The organism is Burkholderia sp. Nafp2/4-1b, from assembly GCF_003635165.1.
Taxonomy (GTDB): Bacteria; Pseudomonadota; Gammaproteobacteria; order Burkholderiales; family Burkholderiaceae; genus Burkholderia.
Map to the genome: position 1 here is coordinate 711,718 of NZ_ML058597.1, position 22,282 is coordinate 733,999.

24 protein-coding genes are annotated in these 22,282 nt (G+C 68.0%); 13 read left to right on the forward strand and 11 right to left on the reverse strand.

All coding sequences use genetic code 11. The features are described 5' to 3' along the window. The first annotated feature begins 144 nt into the window (after positions 1-144). From C7H84_RS03340 to C7H84_RS03360, 5 genes are all read left to right on the forward strand, one after another. Positions 145-489 (forward strand): hypothetical protein, encoded by a 345-nt coding sequence (locus C7H84_RS03340; RefSeq protein WP_121857403.1) that lies wholly within the window; start codon positions 145-147, stop codon positions 487-489. Next, positions 479-1,123 carry a Dabb family protein gene (locus C7H84_RS03345; RefSeq protein WP_121857404.1) on the forward strand — a complete coding sequence of 215 codons (645 nt, stop codon included), beginning with the start codon at positions 479-481 and terminating at the stop codon, positions 1,121-1,123. Before C7H84_RS03340 ends, C7H84_RS03345 begins: the two co-directional genes overlap by 11 nt. A 76-nt stretch (positions 1,124-1,199) precedes the next feature. Beyond that, complete coding sequence (locus C7H84_RS03350; protein ID WP_121857405.1) at positions 1,200-2,192, forward strand: NADP-dependent oxidoreductase; 993 nt, start codon at positions 1,200-1,202, stop codon at positions 2,190-2,192. A gap of 58 nt (positions 2,193-2,250) precedes the next feature. Further along, on the forward strand, positions 2,251-3,126 hold the full coding sequence (locus C7H84_RS03355) for an SDR family NAD(P)-dependent oxidoreductase (RefSeq protein WP_121857406.1): 876 nt from the start codon (positions 2,251-2,253) through the stop codon (positions 3,124-3,126). A 1-nt stretch (position 3,127) separates the two neighbouring features. Further along, positions 3,128-3,952 carry an SDR family NAD(P)-dependent oxidoreductase gene (locus tag C7H84_RS03360; RefSeq protein WP_121857407.1) on the forward strand — a complete coding sequence of 275 codons (825 nt, stop codon included), beginning with the start codon at positions 3,128-3,130 and terminating at the stop codon, positions 3,950-3,952. Positions 3,953-4,015: 63 nt separating this feature from the next. Here the strand turns inward: C7H84_RS03360 and C7H84_RS03365 are convergent, their stop codons facing one another. The 4 genes from C7H84_RS03365 to C7H84_RS03380 form a co-directional block, all read right to left on the reverse strand. Continuing rightward, positions 4,016-4,249, reverse strand: a complete 234-nt coding sequence (locus tag C7H84_RS03365; protein WP_121857408.1) for a hypothetical protein — start codon at positions 4,247-4,249, stop codon at positions 4,016-4,018. Positions 4,250-4,380: 131 nt separating this feature from the next. Then, positions 4,381-5,355, reverse strand: a complete 975-nt coding sequence (locus C7H84_RS03370) for a threo-3-hydroxy-L-aspartate ammonia-lyase (protein WP_121857409.1) — start codon at positions 5,353-5,355, stop codon at positions 4,381-4,383. A gap of 73 nt (positions 5,356-5,428) precedes the next feature. Then, on the reverse strand, positions 5,429-6,067 hold the full coding sequence (locus tag C7H84_RS03375) for a PAS domain-containing protein (protein WP_121857410.1): 639 nt from the start codon (positions 6,065-6,067) through the stop codon (positions 5,429-5,431). Next, entirely contained in the window at positions 6,064-6,621 is a 558-nt protein-coding gene (locus tag C7H84_RS03380) for a YbaK/prolyl-tRNA synthetase associated domain-containing protein (RefSeq protein ID WP_240461952.1), read from the reverse strand. The genes C7H84_RS03375 and C7H84_RS03380 overlap by 4 nt, the downstream gene beginning before the upstream one ends. A gap of 412 nt (positions 6,622-7,033) precedes the next feature. On the opposite strand from C7H84_RS03380, the gene C7H84_RS03385 reads away from it, so the two are divergent. Next, positions 7,034-8,617: an isocitrate lyase gene (locus tag C7H84_RS03385; protein ID WP_121857411.1), complete on the forward strand. Its 1,584-nt coding sequence runs from the start codon at positions 7,034-7,036 to the stop codon at positions 8,615-8,617. A gap of 72 nt (positions 8,618-8,689) precedes the next feature. Here C7H84_RS03385 and C7H84_RS03390 read toward each other — a convergent pair whose 3' ends face one another. Together C7H84_RS03390 and C7H84_RS03395 are read right to left on the reverse strand one after the other, a co-directional pair. Then, positions 8,690-9,406 carry an EthD domain-containing protein gene (locus C7H84_RS03390; protein WP_121857412.1) on the reverse strand — a complete coding sequence of 239 codons (717 nt, stop codon included), beginning with the start codon at positions 9,404-9,406 and terminating at the stop codon, positions 8,690-8,692. 49 nt (positions 9,407-9,455) lie between these two features. Beyond that, positions 9,456-9,968, reverse strand: a complete 513-nt coding sequence (locus C7H84_RS03395) for a nuclear transport factor 2 family protein (protein WP_121857413.1) — start codon at positions 9,966-9,968, stop codon at positions 9,456-9,458. A gap of 185 nt (positions 9,969-10,153) precedes the next feature. Here C7H84_RS03395 and C7H84_RS03400 point away from each other — a divergent pair, with 185 nt between their 5' ends. From C7H84_RS03400 to C7H84_RS03425, 5 genes are all read left to right on the forward strand, one after another. After that, complete coding sequence (locus C7H84_RS03400; RefSeq protein ID WP_121857414.1) at positions 10,154-10,654, forward strand: nuclear transport factor 2 family protein; 501 nt, start codon at positions 10,154-10,156, stop codon at positions 10,652-10,654. Positions 10,655-10,705: 51 nt separating this feature from the next. After that, positions 10,706-11,572, forward strand: coding sequence for an SDR family NAD(P)-dependent oxidoreductase (locus tag C7H84_RS03405; RefSeq protein ID WP_121857415.1), 867 nt, complete (start codon positions 10,706-10,708; stop codon positions 11,570-11,572). A gap of 9 nt (positions 11,573-11,581) precedes the next feature. Continuing rightward, positions 11,582-12,337: an SDR family oxidoreductase gene (locus C7H84_RS03410; protein WP_121857416.1), complete on the forward strand. Its 756-nt coding sequence runs from the start codon at positions 11,582-11,584 to the stop codon at positions 12,335-12,337. A gap of 144 nt (positions 12,338-12,481) precedes the next feature. Continuing rightward, positions 12,482-13,258, forward strand: a complete 777-nt coding sequence (locus C7H84_RS03415) for a glucose 1-dehydrogenase (protein WP_121857417.1) — start codon at positions 12,482-12,484, stop codon at positions 13,256-13,258. 527 nt (positions 13,259-13,785) lie between these two features. Next, positions 13,786-15,648, forward strand: coding sequence for a phosphoenolpyruvate carboxykinase (GTP) (locus C7H84_RS03425; protein WP_121857418.1), 1,863 nt, complete (start codon positions 13,786-13,788; stop codon positions 15,646-15,648). An 88-nt stretch (positions 15,649-15,736) separates the two neighbouring features. Here the strand turns inward: C7H84_RS03425 and C7H84_RS03430 are convergent, their stop codons facing one another. The 5 genes from C7H84_RS03430 to C7H84_RS03450 are packed head-to-tail and all read right to left on the reverse strand — an operon-like array spanning position 15,737 to position 19,630. Further along, complete coding sequence (locus C7H84_RS03430) at positions 15,737-16,642, reverse strand: NAD-dependent epimerase/dehydratase family protein (RefSeq protein ID WP_121857419.1); 906 nt, start codon at positions 16,640-16,642, stop codon at positions 15,737-15,739. Positions 16,643-16,679: 37 nt separating this feature from the next. Next, entirely contained in the window at positions 16,680-17,513 is an 834-nt protein-coding gene (locus C7H84_RS03435) for an SDR family NAD(P)-dependent oxidoreductase (protein ID WP_205611397.1), read from the reverse strand. A gap of 40 nt (positions 17,514-17,553) precedes the next feature. Further along, positions 17,554-18,312 carry an SDR family oxidoreductase gene (locus C7H84_RS03440; RefSeq protein ID WP_121857421.1) on the reverse strand — a complete coding sequence of 253 codons (759 nt, stop codon included), beginning with the start codon at positions 18,310-18,312 and terminating at the stop codon, positions 17,554-17,556. 40 nt (positions 18,313-18,352) lie between these two features. Beyond that, entirely contained in the window at positions 18,353-19,210 is an 858-nt protein-coding gene (locus C7H84_RS03445; RefSeq protein WP_121857422.1) for an SDR family oxidoreductase, read from the reverse strand. Positions 19,211-19,213: 3 nt separating this feature from the next. Then, a complete protein-coding gene (locus C7H84_RS03450) occupies positions 19,214-19,630 on the reverse strand; it encodes a nuclear transport factor 2 family protein (RefSeq protein ID WP_121857423.1) in 417 nt (138 codons plus the stop codon). Between the two features lie 460 nt (positions 19,631-20,090). On the opposite strand from C7H84_RS03450, the gene C7H84_RS03455 reads away from it, so the two are divergent. Further along, positions 20,091-20,300 (forward strand): hypothetical protein, encoded by a 210-nt coding sequence (locus tag C7H84_RS03455; protein ID WP_121857424.1) that lies wholly within the window; start codon positions 20,091-20,093, stop codon positions 20,298-20,300. 450 nt (positions 20,301-20,750) lie between these two features. After that, positions 20,751-22,247, forward strand: coding sequence for an FAD-dependent oxidoreductase (locus C7H84_RS03460; protein ID WP_121857425.1), 1,497 nt, complete (start codon positions 20,751-20,753; stop codon positions 22,245-22,247). The last annotated feature ends 35 nt before the right edge of the window (positions 22,248-22,282 follow it).

Below are 22,282 nucleotides of genomic sequence, written 5' to 3' on the forward strand. Positions count from 1 at the left end.
GGTAGGGGTTCGCGGATCGTCGCCACGCAAGAATGCTATCGGCGCCGGCCGCTTCCGGCCTCGCCGGAACGGCGTAGGCGGCCGGCATCGCGTTCCGCCACGAACGACCCTGAACCACCCTGAACCACCCTGAACGACCCGCACATGATCCAGATCGTAGACGAAATCACCGTCGCGCCCGAGCGCATTCCCGACGTGCTCGCGCTGCTGCGCGACCGCTATCTGCCGGGCCACGCGGCGCGCGGACTGACGGCGGCCGGCCGCTGGGTGTCCCCGCCCGTCGCGGTGCCCGGACAGCCGAGCACGCTGTGGCTGACCTGGCAGGTCGCCGATGCGCCGTCGTACTACCGGATGCGCGCGCTGACCGATGGCGATGTTGTTGCGTTCTGGACGGCCGTCGACGCGCTGTGCGACGCCCGCCGCCGCCATGTGATGACCGACGCGGACGCGCCGCTGCCGGCCCTGACGGAGGTCGACCATGCGGCATGACACGGCCCAGGTATTCGTTTCCGCGACCGGCGATGCAGGCGCCTTCGAACGTGCATTGCGCGACGCCGCGCAGGCGCTGCCCGGCGCGACCCGCGTGGCGCTCGCGCGCAATCTCGACGGCTGCTGGGGCGCCGGCGCTTACACGCTCGACGTGCTGCGCGACGAAGCGGCGACCGAGCGCGCGACGGATTTCAACGCGCTGGCTGGCGTGCCGGGTGTCGTACGAATCGACGGCGCCGCGTGCCACTCGATCGGCGGCGGCCTGCGCGAGCCGGCGCTGCGCGATGGCATCTGGCGCACGCTGATGCTGCGGGTGCGGCCAACGGCCGACGCAGCGCAGGTGCACGATCTCGAGCGCGAACTGCTGAGCATGCCCGCGTTCATGCCGGGTATCCGCAACTGGCGGCTGAGCCGGATCGTGGCGCCGGGCGCATGGACGCACGCATGGACGCACGTATGGCAACAGGAATTCGCACAGGTCGGCGATCTGCTCGGCGAATACCTGCTGCATCCCTATCACTGGGGCTGGGTCGACCGCCGGTTCGATGCCGAAAGCCCCGACTGGACGGTCGATGCGATTTCGCACGCGTTCTGCCCGCTCGCGGCGAGCCTGCTGGCCGACACGGCGGCATGACGCGCGGCGCGCATGCAATCCGTCGCAATCCGTCGCAACCCGTCGCAATACGAACGACAACACTGGAGACACCATCATGCGAGCCATGCTGATCGACCGCGTCGGCCATTCCGACGTGCTGCGACTGGCCGACGTTCCCGTCCCGAAGCCGGGCCGCGGCGACGTGCTGATCCGCGTAGCGTACGCGGGCGTCAATCCCGCCGACTGGAAATGTCGCGAAGGCTATCTCGGCGCGTTCATGCAGATCACGTTTCCATTCGTGATTGGTTTCGACGCGGCAGGGATAGTCGAAGCAGTGGGTGACGGCGTGGAAGGTTTCGCGCCCGGAATGCGCGTGTTCGCGCAGACCGACGTCGGTGCAGGGCGCTGGGGCGCCTATGCGGAATATGTCGCGGTGCGCCACGACTCGGTCGTGCGGCTGCCCGACGCGGTCAGCTTCGCGGAAGCGGCCGCCACGCCGACGCCCGCGCTCGCCGCGTGGGCCGGCCTGCTCGACGATGGCGCGCTGCGTGCCGGCCAGAGCGTGCTCGTACATGGCGGCGCGGGCGCGGTCGGCACGTTCGCGATCCAGCTTGCCGCGCAGGCTGGCGCACGCGTCGCGGCCACGTGCTCGGCGCGCAACCGAGCGAGCGTCGAAGCGCTCGGTGCGGCGGCGAGCATCGACTATCGCGCGCACGACATCGCGGCGGCCATCCGCGCATGGGCGCCCGACGGTGTCGATCTCGTGCTCGACGCGGTCGGCGGCGACACGCTGCCCGCCGCGCTCGATCTGCTGGCGCCGGGCGGCACGCTGGTGAACATCATGACACTTGCGGCCGGCGATGCGGAACGACTGGCCGCGACGGGCGACGAAGCCGCGCGGCGCGGGCTGCGCACCGCGATGACCTACAGCCGGATGCCGAGCGGCGCCACGCTTTCGGCGATCGCGGAACGGCTCGGCAGGCGCGCGCTGCGCGTGCCGCGCTTCGACAGCTTCCCGCTCGAACAGGCGGCGCGGGCGCTGGACCTCGTTCAAACGGGCGACGCGAAAACCAAGTTCGTGCTGCACGTTGCGGATATCGCGGGCTGAAACGGAACGAACCGAAGCGCACCGCACCGCACGAAAACCCTCTACTACCGGAGACATCATGACCGACCCCCGAACCGCGACGCTCGCGGGCAAATGCGCGCTCGTGACCGGCGCGAGCCGCGGCATCGGCCGCGCGATCGCGCAGCGCCTGGCCGCCGAAGGCGCGAACGTCGTCGTGACGGCGCGCAGCCTCACGCAATCGGCGACGACCGCCGGCACGCTTGCCGAAACGGTCGCGCTGATCGAACAGGCCGGCGGCCGCGCGATCGCACTCGCGGCCGACCTGTCGAACCCGGCCGAGCGCGACGCGCTGGTCGCACGCGCGGCCCAGGCGGCCGGAGGCCTCGACATCCTCGTGAACAACGCGGGCGTGGCCGATTACGCGTGCGTCGACGCGATGCCGATGACGATGTTCGACACGACGATCGAGCACTATCTGCGGATTCCGTTCGCGCTGAGCCAGGCCGCGATTCCGCTGATGCGCGCGCGCGGCGCCGGCTGGATCGTGAACGTCGGTTCGGTCACCGCGCTCGCGCCGCTGCGGCCGTTCGACGATTTCTCGCGCCTGGGCGGCGCGACCGTCTACGCGGCGGTCAAGGCCGCGCTGTCGCGCTTCACGCAAGGGCTCGCGGCCGAGCTGGAAGCCGACGGCATCGCCGTGAACCTGGTCGCGCCGAGCACCGCGATCCGCACGCCGGGCGCGGCCCGCTATATCCCTGAAGGTTATCCGACCGAGGACGTCGCGTATCTCGCCGAAACCGCGCTCGCGCTGTGCAGCCTGCCGGCCCGCGAGCGCACGGGCCTCGTCACGCACAGCCTGCATTTCCCGCTGTCGCAGCGGCTCGCGGTGCGCTCGCTCGACGGCCGCACGCCGTTGCCGCCGCCCGTGATTCCCGCGTATGCGCATCCGCACATCGACCCGACAGGACTTTGACATGACGAATTCGATTCGCTTCGACGGCGGCACCGCCGTGATCACGGGCGCGGCCAGCGGCATCGGCAGCGGGCTCGCACGACACGCCGCCGCGCTCGGGATGCGCGTGGTGCTGGCCGACCTCGATCCGGCGAAGCTCGACGCGTTCGCCGCGACGCTCGACACCGACGTGCTGTGCGTGCCGACCGACGTGAGCCGGGCGGAAGCCGTCGACGCACTCGCCGACGCCGCGTGGCGGCGCTTCGGCGGCGTCGACCTGTTGTTCAACAACGCAGGCGTGATGGCGACCGGTTTCAGCTGGGAAATCACGCCGGAACGGTTCGAGCGCAGCGTCGCGATCAACGTGCACGGTGTGATGAACGGGATCCGCAGCTTCGTGCCGCGGATGCTGGCGCGCAACGTGCCGGCGCGCATCGTGAATACGGCGTCGGTCGGCGGGCTCCTGCCGAGCCCGCTGATGTCGCCTTACTCGGCGACGAAGTTCGCGGTGGTCGCGCTGACCGAATCGCTGTACGGCGAGCTGAAGATGCTCGGCGCGCCGGTCGGCGTGTCGCTGCTTGCGCCGGGCCCGGTGCAGACGGGCATCTTCAACGACCCGTTCGGTGCCGCGCACGATCGCCCGGAGGTACAGGGTTTCGTCGACACGATGCGCGCGATGCTGAACGCGCACGGCATTACGCCGGACGCGTTCGCCGCGCGGGTGTTCGACGGCATTCGGGAAGGACGCTACTGGCTGATTCCGCAGCCGGAGACGATCGACGGCGCGCTGCAACGGCGCACCGCGGACATCCTCGCCGCGCGCGATCCGTCGCTGCCGTCGCTGTGATGACGTGATGCGATGAAGCGATGAAGAGGGCCGGCCGACCGACGCGACCGGCCCGCGCGGGCATTACATATGCGTGCCGCCATGCGTGCGGCCGCTCGGATCGCCGCCGCGATCGGGCGGCGTATTGTTCTGATCGATCTTCGCGAGCACGAAGCCCGCGGACGAGTGACGGGCGGCCTGCGCGACGTGGCCGCGCGGCGCCGAGGCAGGAAATCCGGATGACGTGACGTTCGGTTGAGCGAACGCCGACAGGGAGGCGGCCGCGAGGGCGGCGGCGACGATCGCATGCGCGTTCATGGTGACTCCTTCTTCACGACTGGCTACGGGCCAACGTAATCAGTCTAGGGCGCCAAACTTAACGCGACGTGAAGGAGTAGCCGCGCGCGGATGACAGGATGTTCATCGCATCCTCCGCGCGCCGCGACGCATCATGCGGATGCGGACACGAGCGCGCAGAAGTTCTCCAGATCGACGTTGCCGCCGCTGATCACGATGCCGACGCGCTTGCCTTTCAGTTCGTCCTTCATCCGGCGCGCGGCCGCGAGCGACAGGCAGCCGGTCGGCTCCACGACAATCTTCATACGGGTCGCGAAGAAGCGCATGCAGTCGACGAGTTCCGCGTCCGTCGCGGTCAGGATGTCGTCGACGTCGCGCCGCAGGATCGGGAACGTCAGGTTGCCGAGGTGCTGGGTCTGCGCGCCGTCGGCGATCGTGCGCGGCGTATCGATATGCACGATCGACCCGGAGCGGAACGATTGCTGGCCGTCGTTGCCGGCTTCCGGCTCGACGCCGTACAGCTTCGCATGCGGCGACAGTGCGCGCGTCGACAGCGCCGTGCCCGACAGCAGGCCGCCGCCGCCGAGCGGCGTGAACACCGCGTCGAGCGGCCCGACTTCGTCGAACAGTTCCTTCGCCGCCGTGCCCTGGCCGGCGATCACGTCCGCGTGGTCGTACGGCGGGATCAGCGTGAGCCCGTGCTTTTCCGCGAGTTCACGGCCGATTTGCTCGCGGTCCTCCGTGTAGCGGTCGTAGGTCACGACGTTGCCGCCGTAGCCGCGCGTCGCGGCCATCTTCGCGGCCGGTGCGTCCTGCGGCATCACGATCGTTGCTGGAATGCCGAGGATGCGTGCCGACAGCGCGATCGCCTGCGCATGGTTGCCGGACGAGAACGCGACGACGCCGTTGCGGCGCTGCGTCGCGTCGAAGCGCGACAGCGCGTTGAACGCGCCGCGGAACTTGAACGCGCCCATGCGCTGCAGGTTCTCGCATTTGAAGAACACCTGCGCGCCCAGCGCTTCGTCGATGGTTCGCGACGTCATCACGGGCGTGCGGTGCGCGTGGCCTTCAAGCCGTGCCGCGGCGGCCGCGACGTCGTCGTAGGTGGGGAGGGTCGGAGTGTTCATGAGTCGCTGGTCGGAAGAATCAGTCAACAGGAGGTACGCGGGGCGTGCGACGGGCACGCGCGCGCATCACGCTTCATTTGGCATCGTTGTAAACGGTGGCGCGCGACACGCCGAGGTGCTGCGACACGATCTCCATCGCGCGGCGCACTTCGAGGAAGCCGTCCGTCTTCAGCGTCTGCATCAGCTCGCGGCGCTGGTCGGTCTTCAACTCGCGCGGCGTGGTCGCGAGGCGCGTCGCGAACGCATCGATGCGCTGCCGGATCGCGTCCGCGCCGGCCGGGTCGAGCGTCTCGGCCACGGGTTCGCCTTCGGTGCTGCAGAACTGGTTCAGCATCCCCTGGAAGCCGCGGAACAGCGTGACGTCGGCGTTCAGGCACAGCGCGGCCACATAGTGGCCGCTCGAATCCTTGATGCCGACCGACGTGCTTTTCGCGGTGCGGCCGTCGGCGAAACGGTTCGCGTAGTTCGCGAGCACCTGCGGGAAGTCGTCGTCCGCGATGCGCGCGAGCCCGAGCTCGGTCGCGGGATCGCCGATCGCGCGGCCCGACAGGTTGTTGTGGATCGCGAGGATCGCGTGTTCCGGCGTGCGCAGGTCGTGCACGACCACCTCGGTGAACGGCGCGAACATCGCGCCGAGCCCTTCGGCGACGCGCAGTACCTGTTCGATCAGCGACGCCTGCTCGGATGAATGTGTGGGGCGCGGTGCGGTCATGCGTCGGCCTGAAGAATGGGGGTGACGGTCGCGGCGACAGCATCGGCGGCGCCGGTCGTGTCGTTCGCTTCCGGCCGCGTGATGTCGGCCAGCAGCGGGCGGGCGATCCGCACGTAGTCGGATGCGTCGAGCACGATCGAGCGGTCGAGGCGGCCGGCATTGAACGCGATTTCATCGTTGAGTTCGATCAACGCCGGATCGACGACTAGCGTCACGTTCGCGTCGAACACGAACGGCGGCACGGCGCCCATCACGCAGCGCGTGACCGTGGCCGCGAGTTCGGGCGGCGCGAGCGTCGCCTTGCGGCGGCCGACCGCGTCGGAGACCTTGCGGAAATCGATCTTCAGATGACCGGGGATCACGGCGAGCGCGGTGGTGTCGCCGCCGTCCTTGAACGTGCAGAGCATTGCCTTCGCGCCTTGCTCGGGCCGCGTGCCGCGAAGCGCGGCGATCACGTCGGATTTGCCTTCGGCCGGATGATCGAGCACGCGGAACCGCGCGCCGGAAGTGGTCAGCAGATCGCACAGTGCGTCGAAAACGGGGTAGTCGCTCATGTCGTTCCGGGGAGGAGGGGCGCATCGCGATGGGCGGGGCGGCCCCGCATCGGCTCGCCGTCGATGGATCGTCCAAGTATAGACGTTTTGTCATACGCGTGGCAAAGGGCCGGGCTGAGGGCCGCCGAGTGCGCTTTCCCCACCAAGTGCCGAAAGAGCATTTCATATCGCGGAATGCCCGCCGAATTCCTTCCGTTGCGCCGTCCCGTGGCTTGAAAACCTGTTTTGCATCGCAAAACGGTTCGCCTATCTCATTGAAAAACAACAAGAATTTATATCTTATGTCTTATATAAGAGTTGATAGACGGCGCGCCGCGCGGCGTTACTATTGAGTCCATGCAGTTCGCTTCGTCACACCGAGCGGGCACGCTGAACCCTTTACTCAAATGCGCTTCGTTCCCAGGAGATAGACATGTCCCAATATCAAGACGACATCAAGGCAGTGGCTGGTTTGAAGGAGAAGCAAGGCAGCGCGTGGAATGCCATCAATCCGGAATCCGCTGCGCGCATGCGTGCCCAGAACAAGTTCAAGACGGGCCTGGACATCGCCCGGTACACCGCGAAGATCATGCGCGCCGACATGGCCGCGTACGATGCCGACCCGGCCAAGTACACGCAGTCGCTCGGTTGCTGGCACGGCTTCATCGGCCAGCAGAAGATGATCTCCATCAAGAAGCACTTCAACAGCACCGAACGCCGCTACCTGTACCTGTCGGGCTGGATGGTCGCCGCGCTGCGCTCGGAGTTCGGCCCGCTGCCGGACCAGTCGATGCACGAAAAGACCTCGGTCAGCGCGCTGATCCGCGAGCTGTACACGTTCCTGCGCCAGGCCGATGCGCGTGAGCTCGGCGGCCTGTTCCGCGAACTCGATGCCGCGAAGGATGCCGCCGCGAAGGCCGCGATCCAGGAAAAGATCGACAACCACGTGACGCACGTCGTGCCGATCATCGCCGACATCGACGCCGGTTTCGGCAACGCCGAAGCGACCTACCTGCTGGCCAAGCAGTTCATCGAAGCGGGCGCATGCTGCATCCAGATCGAGAACCAGGTGTCCGACGAGAAGCAGTGCGGCCACCAGGACGGCAAGGTCACGGTGCCGCATGAAGACTTCCTCGCGAAGATCCGCGCGATCCGCTACGCGTTCCTGGAACTGGGCGTGGACGACGGCATCATCGTCGCGCGTACCGACTCGCTCGGCGCCGGCCTGACCAAGCAGATCGCCGTGACGCACACGCCGGGCGACCTGGGCGATCAATACAACGCGTTCCTCGATTGCGAAGAACTGTCGGCCGACCAGCTGGGCAACGGCGACGTCGTGATCAAGCGCGACGGCAAGCTGCTGCGCCCGAAGCGCCTGCCGAGCAACCTGTTCCAGTTCCGCCCGGGCACGGGTGAGGCGCGTTGCGTGCTGGATTGCATCACGTCGCTGCAGAACGGTGCCGACCTGCTGTGGATCGAAACCGAAAAGCCGCACATCGCGCAGATCGGCGGCATGGTCAGCGAAATCCGCAAGGTGATCCCGAACGCGAAGCTGGTGTACAACAACAGCCCGTCGTTCAACTGGACGCTGAACTTCCGTCAGCAGGCATACGACGCGCTGAAGGCAGAAGGCAAGGACGTGTCGGCATACGACCGCGCTCGCCTGATGAGCGTCGAATACGACGAGACGGAACTGGCGAAGATCGCCGACGAGAAGATCCGCACGTTCCAGGCCGATGCATCGCGTGAAGCCGGCATCTTCCATCACTTGATCACGCTGCCGACGTATCACACGGCCGCACTGTCGACCGACAACCTCGCGAAGGAATACTTCGGCGACCAGGGCATGCTCGGTTACGTGGCCGGCGTGCAGCGCAAGGAAATCCGTCAGGGCATCGCGTGCGTCAAGCACCAGAACATGTCCGGTTCGGATATCGGCGACGATCACAAGGAATACTTCAGCGGCGAAGCAGCGCTGAAGGCCGCGGGCAAGGACAACACGATGAACCAGTTCTGATCATCGTCAGGCCCGAAGCACGACGCCAATCCCTCGGGATTGGCGTTTTTTCATGCGCGCGACCTTCGCGTGTTATCCGCGCACCGCTTTCACGACGTACTGGCTCGTCGGCACCACGTCGATCTTGTCGAAATCGATGAAGCGTGCGCAGCTGTCCATCATCTCCGCCACGTTACGCTGGAATTTCTCGTCGTCGCCGACCGCATCGAAGAACGCGTGCGGATCGGTCATCGCTGCGGCCGGGAAGCATTCCTCGACGATCGCGTCGTAGCCGGGCGCCGCATGCGTGAGCGCACGCACGACCACGTTCTGAACGTACAGGAAATTGTCCTGCGTATCGATCGCGACACGCGTGTGATGACTGTGCCATACGTCGAGCCACGCTTCGTGCGTGAGGCGCGGCGGGCGTTTCAGGAACGCAAGCTGCGAGAAGCCGCTGGTGCGTTCGCCCGGCCGCGCGGGAAAGCGCGTGTTGGGAATCGGCTGCGATTCGGTGACGAGATACGCGGCCATGTGCGGCGCCACCGCGCGCACCGCGTCGTCGAACGGCTGGCGAAACATCGGGTTCGCGCTGTCGATCCACACCGCGACGATCCCGTCGATGCCCGGGTGCGTGTTGGTCTGTTTCAGGCCGGCCGCCGGCGCGACGTCGGCGTCGGCGACGTTCACCTGCACGCCGTGCGCGCCGAGCGACAGCAGCTTGTCGGCGAGCTGCGCGCGCACGGTGCGGCTCCATTGATCGGGTGCGGCCTGTGCATCGCGCCACAACACGTAAATGACTTTCTCCATTGCTCCGGCTCCAGGGATATGACGGGATCGGCGGCGCCGCCGCCGGGTTTCAGGAAATGTCGAATGTCGATTCGGCCGCGTCATGCGCGCGCGGCGCGAAGCGGTTCGCGGTCAGCGTGAACGACGGCGGAATCGGCGAGGTGACGGTTTCGAACAGCCGCTCGTGACGCGTCGCGTGAATGCGCCACACGCCGTCGCGCTTCACGTACTGGTCGTCGTAGAACGCGGTGCCGTGCACCAGGTAGTCATCTTCGAGATTGATCGCGTGATCCTCGAGAAACCACACGCCGCACGCGTGATCGGCGGACACCAGCGTGAGCTCGGGATGATGGCCGTGATGCATCGTCAGGAAGGTCGGCTTGCCGATCAGTGCGCGCAGGCTCGACACGAACGCGTCGCGGCCGTCGTACGCGTAGCGGCCGCCTTGCAGTCGCACTTCGCAATCCTCGGTCACGCATTGTTCGAGCAGCGACCAGTCGTGCGTGTCGATCGCGCGGAAATACCGGTACTTCAGCTGGCGGATCTGCTCGTATTCGTAGAGCGTGCGCGTCGTGTCGTCCATCGCCGTATCTCGTGGTGGTGTCGTTCGATGGTAGGAACGAAGCCGCCTGCGTCACATCGTCTGTTCGGACGAACGCCGGTATCGACCTGCCGGTTCATCCAAACAGGTGATGGCTGTCTTCCCGTGCGCCGGTAACGTGGCGTCGACGCGGCTTCGATCCGCGCACACGAGACCAAGGAGACGGCATGACCCCGATCGAACGAATGGAAGCGCGCGTGCGCCGGCTCGAGGACACCGACGCGATCCGCCAGCTGAAGGCCCGCTACTTCACGTGCTGCGACCGGAAGGATCCGCAAGGGATGCGCGACTGCTTCGCGCCCGGCACCGTGCACATCGACTATGGCCGGATCGGCACGTTCGACCATCGCGATGCGCTCGTCGACGTGTTCGAGCGGCTCGGCTGCCACCCGCACGTCGTCGAGATGCACCACGGCGTGAATCCCGACATCACCGTGCTCGACGACACGCATGCGCGCGGCACGTGGGGCCTGCATTACCAGATGCTCGACACCAACGCGCGCACGCTCACGCAGCTCGGCGCGACCTACGACGACGAATACCGGAAAGTCGACGGCGAATGGAAGATCGCGGCCACGCGCTGCATCGTCACGTCGACGCTGTCCGCCCGCTATGACGGCGCTGCGCCGGCCGTGCTGTTCGCCGGCGCGCAGCCGCCGGCCATGTGACGACGCGCACGGCCCGCGTCGGTTGAGAACCATCCCCAGGAGACATCGAACATGACACAGAACCACGAGGCGCCGGTCGCCGTCGTGACGGGCGCGTCGCGCGGCGCGGGCAAGGGCATCGCGCGCGCGCTCGGTGCGGCCGGCGTGACCGTCTACGTGACGGGCCGCTCGCAGCACGAAGGCGACGCGCCGCTGCCCGGCACGATTCACGAGACCGCGCGCGAGATCGACGCGCTCGGCGGCCGCGGGATCGCGGTGGCGTGCGACCACGCGGACGACGCCCAGGTGAAGGCGCTGTTCGAGCGCGTCGAGCGTGAAAGCGGGCGGCTCGACATCCTCGTCAACAACGCGACCTACCTGCACGACCAGCTGATCCTGCCGGGCCCGTTTTGGGAGAAGTCGCTCGATCTCGTGAACATCCTCGACGTCGGGCTGCGCTCGGCGTACGTCGCGAGCTGGCACGCCGCTCAGCTGATGGCGAAGCGCCGCAGCGGGCTGATCGCGTTCACGTCGTCGTTCGGCGCGAGCTGCTACATGCACGGTGCCGCGTACGGCGCGCAGAAGTCCGGCGTCGACAAGTTCGCGAAGGACATGGCGGTCGACCTGAAGCCGTTCGACGTCGCGGCCGTGTCGATCTGGATGGGCCCGCTGCGCACCGAGCGCACGACGCGCGTGTGGGACGAGCATCCGGACCTGTACAAGGAATTCTCGCTCGTCGCCGAAAGCCCGGAATTCACCGGCCGCGTGATTCACGCGATCCACGCCGATCCGCAGCGCATGGCGCTGTCGGGGCAGGTGCTGGTCGGTGCGGAAGCCGCGCTGCAGTACGGCATCGCGGATCTCGACGGCAAGCAGCCGCCGTCGTATCGCGAACTGCTCGGCGGCCCCGTGCAGGCTCATCCGGCAATCGTCGCGTAAGGAGTGCGCATGGGCATCCTCAACGGCAAGGTCGCGCTCGTGACGGGCGCGGGACAGGGCGTCGGGCAAGGCGTCGCGCACGCGCTCGCGGCGGAAGGCGCGCAGGTGGCCGTGGTCGGCCGCACGCGCGACAAGCTGGTCGCGACGTGCGATGCGATCCATGCGCGCGGCGGTATCGCGGAGCCGTTCGTGTGCGACGTGATGGACGCCGAACAGATCGCGCTATGCGTCGATGCGGTGGTCGAGCGTTTTCGCGGCGTGCAGATCCTCATCAACAACGCGCAGGTCGTGCCGCTCGGCCGCCTGCTCGACGTGACCGACAAGGATTTTCTCGCCGGCCTCGAGTCCGGGCCGATCGCGACGCTGCGCATGATGCGCGCGTGCCATCCGCATCTGAAGGGTGACGGCGTGATCGTGAACTTCGCGTCGTCGGCGGCGGTGCGCTGGGACACGTCGGGCTACGGCGCGTACGCGGCGACCAAGGAGGCGATTCGTGCGCTCACGCGGGCGGCGGCCTGCGAATGGGGCGCCGACGGCATTCGCGTGAACGCGGTCGCGCCGCACGCGCTGTCGCCGGGGCTGAAGGGCTGGGTCGATGCGAACCCGGACGAAGCCGCGGCGTTCTTCCGCACGATCCCGCTCGGCCGCGTCGGCGATTGCGAGCAGGACATCGGGCGCGCGATCGTGTTTCTCGCGAGCCGCGATGCCGCGTACCTGACCGGCGCGACGCTGCCGCTCGATGGCGGGCAGGCGTACTGGGGCTGACGGCGCGCGCGCGATAGCGGCGTCGCTGCATCCCCGTCATGGGCCGGCACGGCGCTGCTCAGCCGCGCGCCGTGGCCGGCAAACTGAACCTGAACCGGCACCGGAATCGAAACCGGAATCGGCAAGCATCGAAGAGAGAACGACATGGGACGACTGGAAGGAAAGGTAGCGATCGTCACGGGCGGTGCGCGCGGGATGGGCGCGGCGACGTGCAGGCTGTTCGTCGAGGAGGGCGCGCGCGTGGTGATCGGGGACGTGCTCGATGCGGAAGGCGAAGCGCTCGCACGCGAGCTCGGCGACGCCGCGCGCTTCATGCGGCTCGACGTGGCCGACGAAGCGAACTGGCAACGGGTGGCCGATGCGACCGTCGAGCAGTTCGGCCGCATCGACGTGCTCGTCAACAACGCGGCGGTGCTGATGTTCGGCGCGATCACCGAGCTGTCGAAACGCGACTTCGAGCGGGCGGTGTCGATCAACCTGGTCGGCACGTTCGCCGGCATCCGCACGATCGCGCCGCGCATGATCGCGCAGAAGCGCGGTTCGATCGTCAACATCTCGTCGGTCGACGGGCTGCGCGGCGTGAATGCGCTCGCCGCGTATGTATCGAGCAAATGGGGTGTGCGCGGACTGACCAAAGTGGCGGCGCTCGAACTCGGCCATCAGGGCGTGCGGGTAAACTCGATCCACCCGGGCGGCGTGAACACCGCGATGTCGAACCCGACCGGCGCGCCGCTGGATGAAGTCAACCAGCACTACACGCACGTGCCGCTGCAGCGCGTCGGCTTGCCTGACGAAATCGCGCGTGCGACGCTGTTCCTCGCGAGCGACGAAGCGTCGTACTGCAACGGCGCCGAGCTGTCCGTCGACGGCGGCATGGCGGCAGGCGCGTATTACCCCGGATTGCCCGGCGCACCGTTTTGAGCGGTGGCGTACACAACGCCTGCGCGACCGATGTTTGTGTACGCAACCTAATTCAGGGTTTGCCTGAGTAGCGAAAACGCGAATGCGCGCCGAGCGCGTTCGCGTGTGTCTCGCCCGCATGTATCGCGCCAATTTTTCCGTATGCGCGAAACCCCTTGCCGGGCGGACGTTCCGGCGGTTTCGTCCCCACAGCGTGCGCGTTGACGCGGTAAAAAAGGACGTGTCTGCAACGCGCGTGCCGGCGCGTCGTCACAGTTGTTTCTTGTTGCAACGCAATGCCCACCCAATATCGGCGATGGTATGCTGGCCGACATGGAGTTGTACGGCAGGTTGCTTGCATGGCGAAACTCGCGTTCGCACCCTCATACGAGACATCACATCCTCTCGCCCGCATCGCGGCATCGACACGCGCTCCGCTCGCGTGTCCCGCCTTGCGCGTCGCCGCACCCTGCGCTCCGATCGCATTCCCCATCTCGCGGGCTCGCCCCGCATCCGCCATCCCCGCCCAATAATCTGGAGACATTCCCATGTTGCAAAACACCATGGCCGAAGCGACACACGGCCCGCTGATTGCTCCCCCGGCGTTCGTCAAACATCGCAAGCTGATCGATTGGGTGTCGCGCATCGCCGCGCTCACGGAACCCGAGCGCGTCGTATGGTGCGACGGCTCGCAGGAAGAGAACGACGCGCTTTGCCAGGCGATGGTCGAGCAGGGCACGCTGATCCAGCTGAACCCGGCGAAGCGCCCGAACTCGTATCTCGCGCAATCCGATCCGTCGGACGTCGCGCGCGTCGAGGATCGCACCTTCATCTGCACGCCTTCGGCGGACGACGTCGGCCCGACCAACAACTGGATCGCGCCGGAAGAAATGCGCGAGACGCTGAACGGCCTGTTCCGCGGCTCGATGCGCGGCCGCACGCTGTACGTCGTGCCGTTCTCGATGGGCCCGCTCGGCTCGCCGATCGCGCACGTCGGCGTGGAGCTGTCCGACAGCCCGTACGTCGCGGTGAACATGCGGATCATGACGCGCATGGGCCGCGACGTGTATGACGTGCTCGGCGAGGATGGCGAATTCGTGCCGTGCGTGCACAGCGTCGGCTATCCGCTCGAAGCCGGCCAGAAGGACGTGCCGTGGCCGTGCAACCCGGTCAAGTACATCGTGCATTTCCCCGAGACGCGCGAAATCTGGAGCTTCGGCTCCGGCTACGGCGGCAACGCGCTGCTCGGCAAGAAGTGCTTCGCGCTGCGCATCGCGTCGACGATGGGCCGCGACCAGGGCTGGCTTGCCGAACACATGCTGATCCTCGGCGTGACGTCGCCGGCCGGCAAGAAGTATCACGTCGCGGCGGCGTTCCCGTCCGCGTGCGGCAAGACCAACTTCGCGATGCTGATCCCGCCGCAGGGTTTCGACGGCTGGAAGGTCACGACGATCGGCGACGACATCGCGTGGCTGAAGCCCGGCCGCGACGGCCGCCTGTATGCGATCAACCCGGAAGCGGGCTTCTTCGGCGTCGCGCCGGGCACCGGCGTGAAGACCAACCCGAACGCGATCGCGACGCTGAAGGAAAACGTGATCTTCACGAACGTCGCGCTGACGGAAGACGGCGACGTATGGTGGGAAGGGCTGACCGACACGCCGCCCGCGAAGCTGACCGACTGGCAGGGCAACCCGTGGACGCCCGAGATCGGCAAGGAAACGGGCCGCAAGGCCGCGCATCCGAACTCGCGCTTCACCGCACCGGCATCGCAGTGCCCGTCGATCGACGCGGACTGGGAGAACCCGGCCGGCGTGCCGATCGATGCGTTCATTTTCGGCGGCCGCCGCTCGACGACCGTGCCGCTCGTGACCGAAGCGCGCGACTGGGTCGAAGGCGTGTACATGGCTGCGACGATGGGCTCGGAGACGACCGCCGCGGCCGCCGGCCAGCAGGGCATCGTGCGTCGCGACCCGTTCGCGATGCTGCCGTTCTGCGGCTACAACATGAGCGATTATTTCGCGCACTGGCTGACGCTCGGCAAGCAGCTCGAAGCGTCGGGCGCGAAGCTGCCGAAGATCTACTGCGTGAACTGGTTCCGCAAGGACGCGAACGGCAAGTTCGTCTGGCCGGGTTTCGGCGAGAACATGCGCGTGCTGAAGTGGATGCTCGATCGCCTCGAAGGCAACGGCGGCGGCGGCGAACATGCGTTCGGCGTGTCGCCGGCGTATGAAGACCTGCATTGGGACGGGCTCGACTTCACGCGCGAGCAGTTCGACGCGGTCACGTCGATGAACGCGGACGAATGGCGCGACGAGCTGAAGCTGCATGCGGAGCTGTTCGATACGCTGAAGCTGCGCCTGCCGACCGAGCTGACCGATACGATGAAGAAGATCGAACAGCGGATCGGCTGACGCACCGTATCGATTCGGTGTCGAAAACGCCCCGCGGCCGGCCGCGGGGCGTTTTCGTTTCCTGCTTCGCGCCTATGCGCTTATGCGCTTACGCGCTGCAATGCGCGACCACTTCATCGACCGCGCGCTGCACGTCGCCGCGCCGATAGCGCAGCAGCGCGATTTCGGCCGGATCGGGTTCATACGCTACGACGTTGCCGCGCCCCGTATAGATCGCGATGTCCGGCAGCAGCGGATGCTCCTGGTCGAGCGCCGGCACCGTTTGCGGATTGCCGGCCGCGCGGAAGAACGCGGCGAAGTAGTCGGCGAAGCTCAGGTTCTCGTCGCCGACCAGATATGCGTTGCCCGGTTCGCCGCGCTGCAGCGCACCCCAGATCGCTTCCGACAGCGATTGCGTCGAGATGAAGTTGCTGCCGCCGGCCGGCCCGTACACCGGCAGTCCGGTGAGCTTGCCCTGCGCATAGTGGGTGTAAGCAGCGAACATCTCGTTGCGCAGCCCCGGTACCGATCCGACGACGAACGGCGCATTGACGCTGCACACCGCGAACGTCGGCGACGCGAGCGCGCGCACGCGTTGGTCGGCGAGATGGCGCGAACGCACGTACGGCACGGTGTCGACGAGCGCCGGCGCGACCTGCGGATAAAAGCTGCCGACCAGCACCGCGCGCTTCACGCCCGCGTCGCGCGCGAGCGCGAAGAAGCGCGGCACCGCGTCGACGTTCGCGCGTTCCCAGTGCGCGGCTTCGTCGGTGCCGGGCGGCAGATGGCGAATGTCGTTGCCGGCCGCGAACACAACCGCGTCGAACGGCACGAGATCGTCGCGCGTGAAGTTGCCGGCCACGTAGTCGCGCAGCAGCACGTCGAACTGCGCGAGCGCGCTGTCCGGCGCAGGCGGCTTGCGTGCGGCGAGCGTCACGTCGTTGCCTTGCGCGCGCAGGTGCAGCGCGGCGTGGCCGCCGATGAGGCCCGTACCGCCGATGATCAGGATTTTCATGGTGTCTCCGGTGGCGGCGCAGGGGCGCCGCGTGCTGTCAGAAATTGAAGCCGTTGCCGGTGACGACCGGCATGTTGGTCCAGAAGCCGTTCGGATCGCGATACCAGCCGGCCGCCGCGAGCGCACCGCCGTCGACGTGCAGCGTCGTGCCGGTGACCCATGCGGCGAGCGGGCTCGCGAGGAACAGCGCGGCGCCGGCGATGTCACCGGCCGCGCCGAAGCGTCCGAGCGGAATCCAGCGCGAAATGTGGTCGCGATGTTCGGCCGCGACCATCGCGCTCACCGGTACCTGCGGCGTCTCGGTGGTCTCGGGCGCGATCTGGTTCACGCGGATGCCGGCCGGCCCGAGTTCGAGCGCGAGGCTTTTCGTGAAGCCGGTCAGCGCGGCCTTGAACGATGCATAGACGGTGCAGTTCGGGATCGCGCGGAAGCCTTCGATCGACGACACGCCGACGATGCTGCCGCCCGCGCCGCGCTTGCGCAGCAACGGCAGCATCGCGCGCGTGACGACGAACACCTGGCGCAGGTTCACGTCGAACAGCCGCGCGATGTCGTCGTCCGTGTAGTCGTCGAACGGTTTCGCGATCTGCAGGAAATCGCCGACATTGTTGACGAGCACGTCGAGCCCGCCGAAGCGCGCGTCGACCGTCCGCGCGAACGCGTTGACCTCGTCGCGCTGCGTGACGTCCACGGTGCCGACCAGCGCGTCGACGCCCGCGGCTTCGAGCGCCTGCCGCACATCCTGCGCGCGAGCGGGGTCGTGCTCGGCCACGGCGACGCGCGCGCCTGCCGCACCGAACGCTTCCGCGCACGCGCGGCCGATGCCTGCGCCGCCGCCGGTGACCAGCACGGTCTTGCCGGTAAATGAAATCATCTGGAGACTCCTTCGAACGGAAATGCCGCGCGCCGCATCACAGCGACGCAACCAGTTGCGCGTTGTCGATCCGCAGCTCCGCGCCGTTCACGAAGCGCGATTCGTCGGACGCAAGGAACAGCACGAGATTCGCGACGTCCTGCGGATCGCACATGCGCGCCATCGGATCGTTGCCGATGCCGAGTTCCGCCGGATCGAGGCCGGGCATCAGCGCCTGCGTCATCGGCGTCCAGATGCCGTCCGGATGGATCGAGTTGCAGCGGATCCGGTAGCCGCTGCGCTTGCAGTGCACGGCGACGCTGCGCGCGAGCGCCGTCACCGCGCCTTTCGAGCCGGTATACGCGCACATCATCGGCAGGCCGCCGAGCGCGGCGACCGACGACATCATCACGATCGAACCCGGCGTGTCGTTGTTTTTCATCGCGCCGATCGCGTACTTGCAGCCGAGAAAGTAGCCGTCCGCGTTGACGCGCAGCACGCGTCGCCAGGTGTCGAGGCTCGTGTCCTCGATCGAGCCGACCGGGCAGATCGCCGCGTTGTTGACCAGCACGTCGAGCCGGCCGAAATGCTCGAGCGTCGACCCGATCGCGTGCCGCCAGCCGTCTTCGTCGGCGATGTCCTGATGCACGAACAGCGCGGTGTCGCCGATCTCGCGCGCCAATGCGCGGCCTGCGTCCTCGTCGATGTCGGTGAGCACCACGCGCGCGCCTTCGGCGGCGAGCAGCAGCGCATCCGCGCGGCCGACGCCGCTCGCCGCGCCGGTGATCAGCGCAACCTTGTTTGCGACTCGATTCATGTTCGGTCGTGTTCCGTTGTGGGTGAAAGAAGGCGGGCGCTCACGCGGCGCCCGGCGCACGGCCGGCCTTGACCGCATCGAGCGCGGCCGCGCCGTAGAGCTGCGCGATGGTGTCGTCGACGCGCGGGTTGGTGCGCAACTCGTGCCCGCCGTCGACCGCGAAACTCTGGCCGGTGACCCAGCCCGACTCGGGGCCCGCGAGATAGCGCACCGCATGCGCGATCGCTTCCGGTTCGCCGAGCGTGCCGAGCGGAATCTGTTCGAGGAAGTTGTCGACCAGCGCCCGGTTGTCGAACATCGGCGCGGTGGCCTCCGAGCGCGTGAGGCCCGGTCGCACCGCGTTCACGCGGATCTTCGCGCCGGCCAGTTCCTCGGCCGCGCCGCGCACCAGCGCTTCGAGCGCGGCTTTCGCGGTGCAGTACGCGGTCAGCCAGCGGAAATTGATCCGCGCGGCCGTCGACGAGATGCAGACGATCGTGCCGCCGCCGCTGTCGGCGAGCCGCGGCGCGGCGTGACGGATCGCGGCGAACGCGCTGTGCAGGTTCAGGTCGAGTTCCGCGCGGAAGCTGCCGGCGTCGTGCATCAGCAGCGGCCGGAACCCGGCGCCGCCGACTGTCGGCACAACGATGTCGAGACGGCCGTCGAGCGCCCACGCCGTGTCCAATGCGGCTTGCAGGTCGCCGTCGTCGCACGCGTCGCCCGCGTGGATCGCGATGCGGCTGCCGGGCACCGCATCGGTCAGCTGCTGCCGCGCGCGTTCGAGTGCATCGCGGCGGCGGCCCATCAGCACGACGGCCGCGCCATCGACAGCGAGCGCATGCGCGCAGGCCGCGCCGATGCCGCCGGCGCCGCCGGTGACGAGTGCGGTGCGACCGGCGAGGGGAAGCGTCGTGCGCATCGTTCAGCCCTCCAGCGGCAGGTCTTGCGACCAGTCGACATGCAGCGTGCGCGCGGCGAAGCGCCACGTGCCGCCATCGAACACGCAGCGGTCGCGATAGCGCAGCCCCCAGTCGAGCTTGCGCTTCACGCCGTCGCGCACGTACACGTGGCACGCGACGCAGTAGGTCTCGACCTCGGCCTCGCCGCCGTCGAGCGTGACGAGCTGGTTGTGCACGTGATGCTGGGTCGTCTCGTAGCGCTCGATCGCGCTCATGCCAGCGACGATCGCGTCGCGGTCGTCGAAGCGGAAACCGGGGCCGTCGAGTTGCGCGTCGGCGGTGAAGAGGGTGGCAAGGCGCGGCCAGTCGCGCCGGTCGACGGCCTGCGCGTAGCGGCACGCGAGTTCGTACAGCGCGTGGCGGGGATGCGAATCGGTCATGCGTACTCCCGTGAATGAACGGAAAGACCCGGCCGGCCCGCGAGCGCGGACACGGCGGCATTGCGACGTCGATGCGCAGGTTCGCATCGGACCGGGCGATCCTCATCACCCATACGGAGCAGGGCAAGGATCGGGGAAAACACCGGGACCGACGGCCGCGCATCGTCCGATGGTGCGATGCAGCGGTTCATGCGCGGCATTCGTCCGACGATGACGCGGCCGGTCACTGCTGGCTGAGACGGGCGGTTTCCGAGTCTCGGCGACCACGCGGCCGCGCGGCGATGCTGCAACGCCGCACGTCACATTCGACCGGCTTCGCGTTTGCCCCTAGTCGAAATGGACGATGGCCGGCGGCCCGGGGCTGGCTACCGTGCAGTCATCCGATGCGGTTGCCTGTTTGCCTGAGGCCAGTGCGTCGGACACGAACCGCGACAGCGGCCAACCGGAGGGGACGACGATCATGAGACTGACGACTCGCAAGCTGTGCGTACTGGCGATGGGCACCTTCGCGGCGATGGCGATGGCGCGCTACGGTGCCGAGCAGGTTCCGTCGCCGCCATATGCGGCCGGCATCCTGCAATGCCGCTCGGTCGACACGAACGGCCTGCCGAGCGGTTGTGTGCCGATCGATCCTTCGCACTTCGGTTTCGCCGCGTTGCGCGGCATGTGACGCGGGCGCGGCTGCGTGCCGCGCCTGTTCGATGGCAGCTCGACGCCGTCGCGATGTGGTGGCGTCCGGCCGATGGATTGCGGTGCTTCGCGAGGCGCCGCGGCGCAATTGCTGCATCTCGTCCGGCGAGTGGTGCCCAAGCGGGTTTCCTGCGGTCGTTCGACTTACCGGCCCTCGGCCCCGGCGCATGGGTTACGGCTCACGGCTCATGGCTCATGGCTCATGGCTCATGGCTCATGGGTTGCGGCTTACGGCTTAAGGCTTATGGCCCGCGGGCCACGGCCCACGGCCCACGGCCCAGACGCCGCAACTCGTTTGCGCGCCTTCGGGCGCTCGCATCGGCGCCCCGGCCGATCCCAGCCGGACTGCCTCCCCGGCGGCGCTGCACCGCGACCTCCGCCTTTCACCGAATCCCGAACTCGATTCCCTTCAAGCAGACCCATTGCCCCCATGTCATCCGAATACTCCCTGACTCGCCCGCTCAACCTCCGCGACGTCCCTCGCTGGGACGCCAAACACGACGTCGTGATCGTCGGCTTCGGCGCGGCCGGCGCGTGTGCGGCGATCGAAGCCGCGAGCGCCGGCGCCGACACGCTGATCGTCGAGCGCGCGTCGAACTACGGCGGCACGAGCGCGCTGTCCGGCGGCGAGATCTACCTCGGCGGCAGCGGCGGCACGCCCGCGCAGCGGCAGGCCGGCTTCAGCGACGACACCGAGGACCTGTACCGCTACCTGATGCTCGCAGGCGGCCGCGATGCCGACGAGGCGAAAGTGCGCGTCTATGCGAACGAGAGCCTCGCGCATCACGACTGGCTCGTCGCGCAGGGCCTCACGTACAAGAACACGTTCATCAGCGAGCGGATCGTCGAACCTGAAACCGACGACTGCCTGATCTGGTCCGGCAGCGAGGAGGCCTGGCCGTTCAGCGCGGCGGCGAAGCCGTGCCCGCGTGGCCACACGCCGCAATGGCCGGGCTGGGGTGGCGGCCAGATGCTGATGCGCGTGCTGGCGGAGCGCGCGCTGGCACTCGGCGTATCGACGCGCTACGACACGCGCGCCCAGGCGCTGATCGTGGACGATGCCGGCGCGGTGCGCGGCGTCGTGCTGCGCGCATATGGCGAGACGGTGTTCGTGCGGGCCCGCCGCGCGGTGATCCTGTGCGCGGGCGGCTTCGCGATGAACCGCGACATGGTGCGCCGGCATGCGCCGCAGTTCCTGCGCTCGAACGAACCGATCGGCAGCCCCGGCGACGACGGTTCGGGCATCCTGCTCGGCCAGAGCGCCGGCGGCGCCGCGATCCACATGGATCAGGGGTTCGTCAGCCTGCCGTTCTATGCGCCCGAATCGCTGATTTACGGGATTTTCGTGAACGCGCGCGGCCAGCGCTTCATCAACGAGGACGGCTATCACGGCCGTACGGGTCACCACGCGTTTCATCAGGCCGACGACCGGATCTACCTGCTGGTCGACCACGCGACGTACCAGGAGCCGCCTGACATCGCACGGATCGGCATCGCGGCGGCGGGCGAGACCTGGGAGGAAGTCGAGCGCGACCTGCAGATGCCGGCCGGCACGCTGACCGCGACCGTCGACGTCTACAACCGCCACGCGGCCGAGGGCGTCGATCCGCTGTTCCACAAGGCGAAGAAGTGGCTCAAGCCGCTGATCGAGCCGCCGTTCGTCGCGCTCGATTGCCGGATCGACTACGCGTTCTATCCGCATTTCACGCTGGGCGGGCTCGATACGCTGCCGACCGGGCAGGTGCTCGATGCGGCGCGCGTGCCGGTCGCGGGGCTGTATGCGGCCGGCCGCACGACGTGCGGGCTGCCGCGCTGGGGCGCCGGGTACAGTTCGGGCTTGTCGCTGGCCGACGCGACGTTCTTCGGCCGGCAGGCCGGCCGTCACGCCGCGCACGCGGCGAGCGACGCGTTGCGCAGCGCCGCGTAACGTCGCCGGCGCGGCACGCTGAACACGAAGCGCAA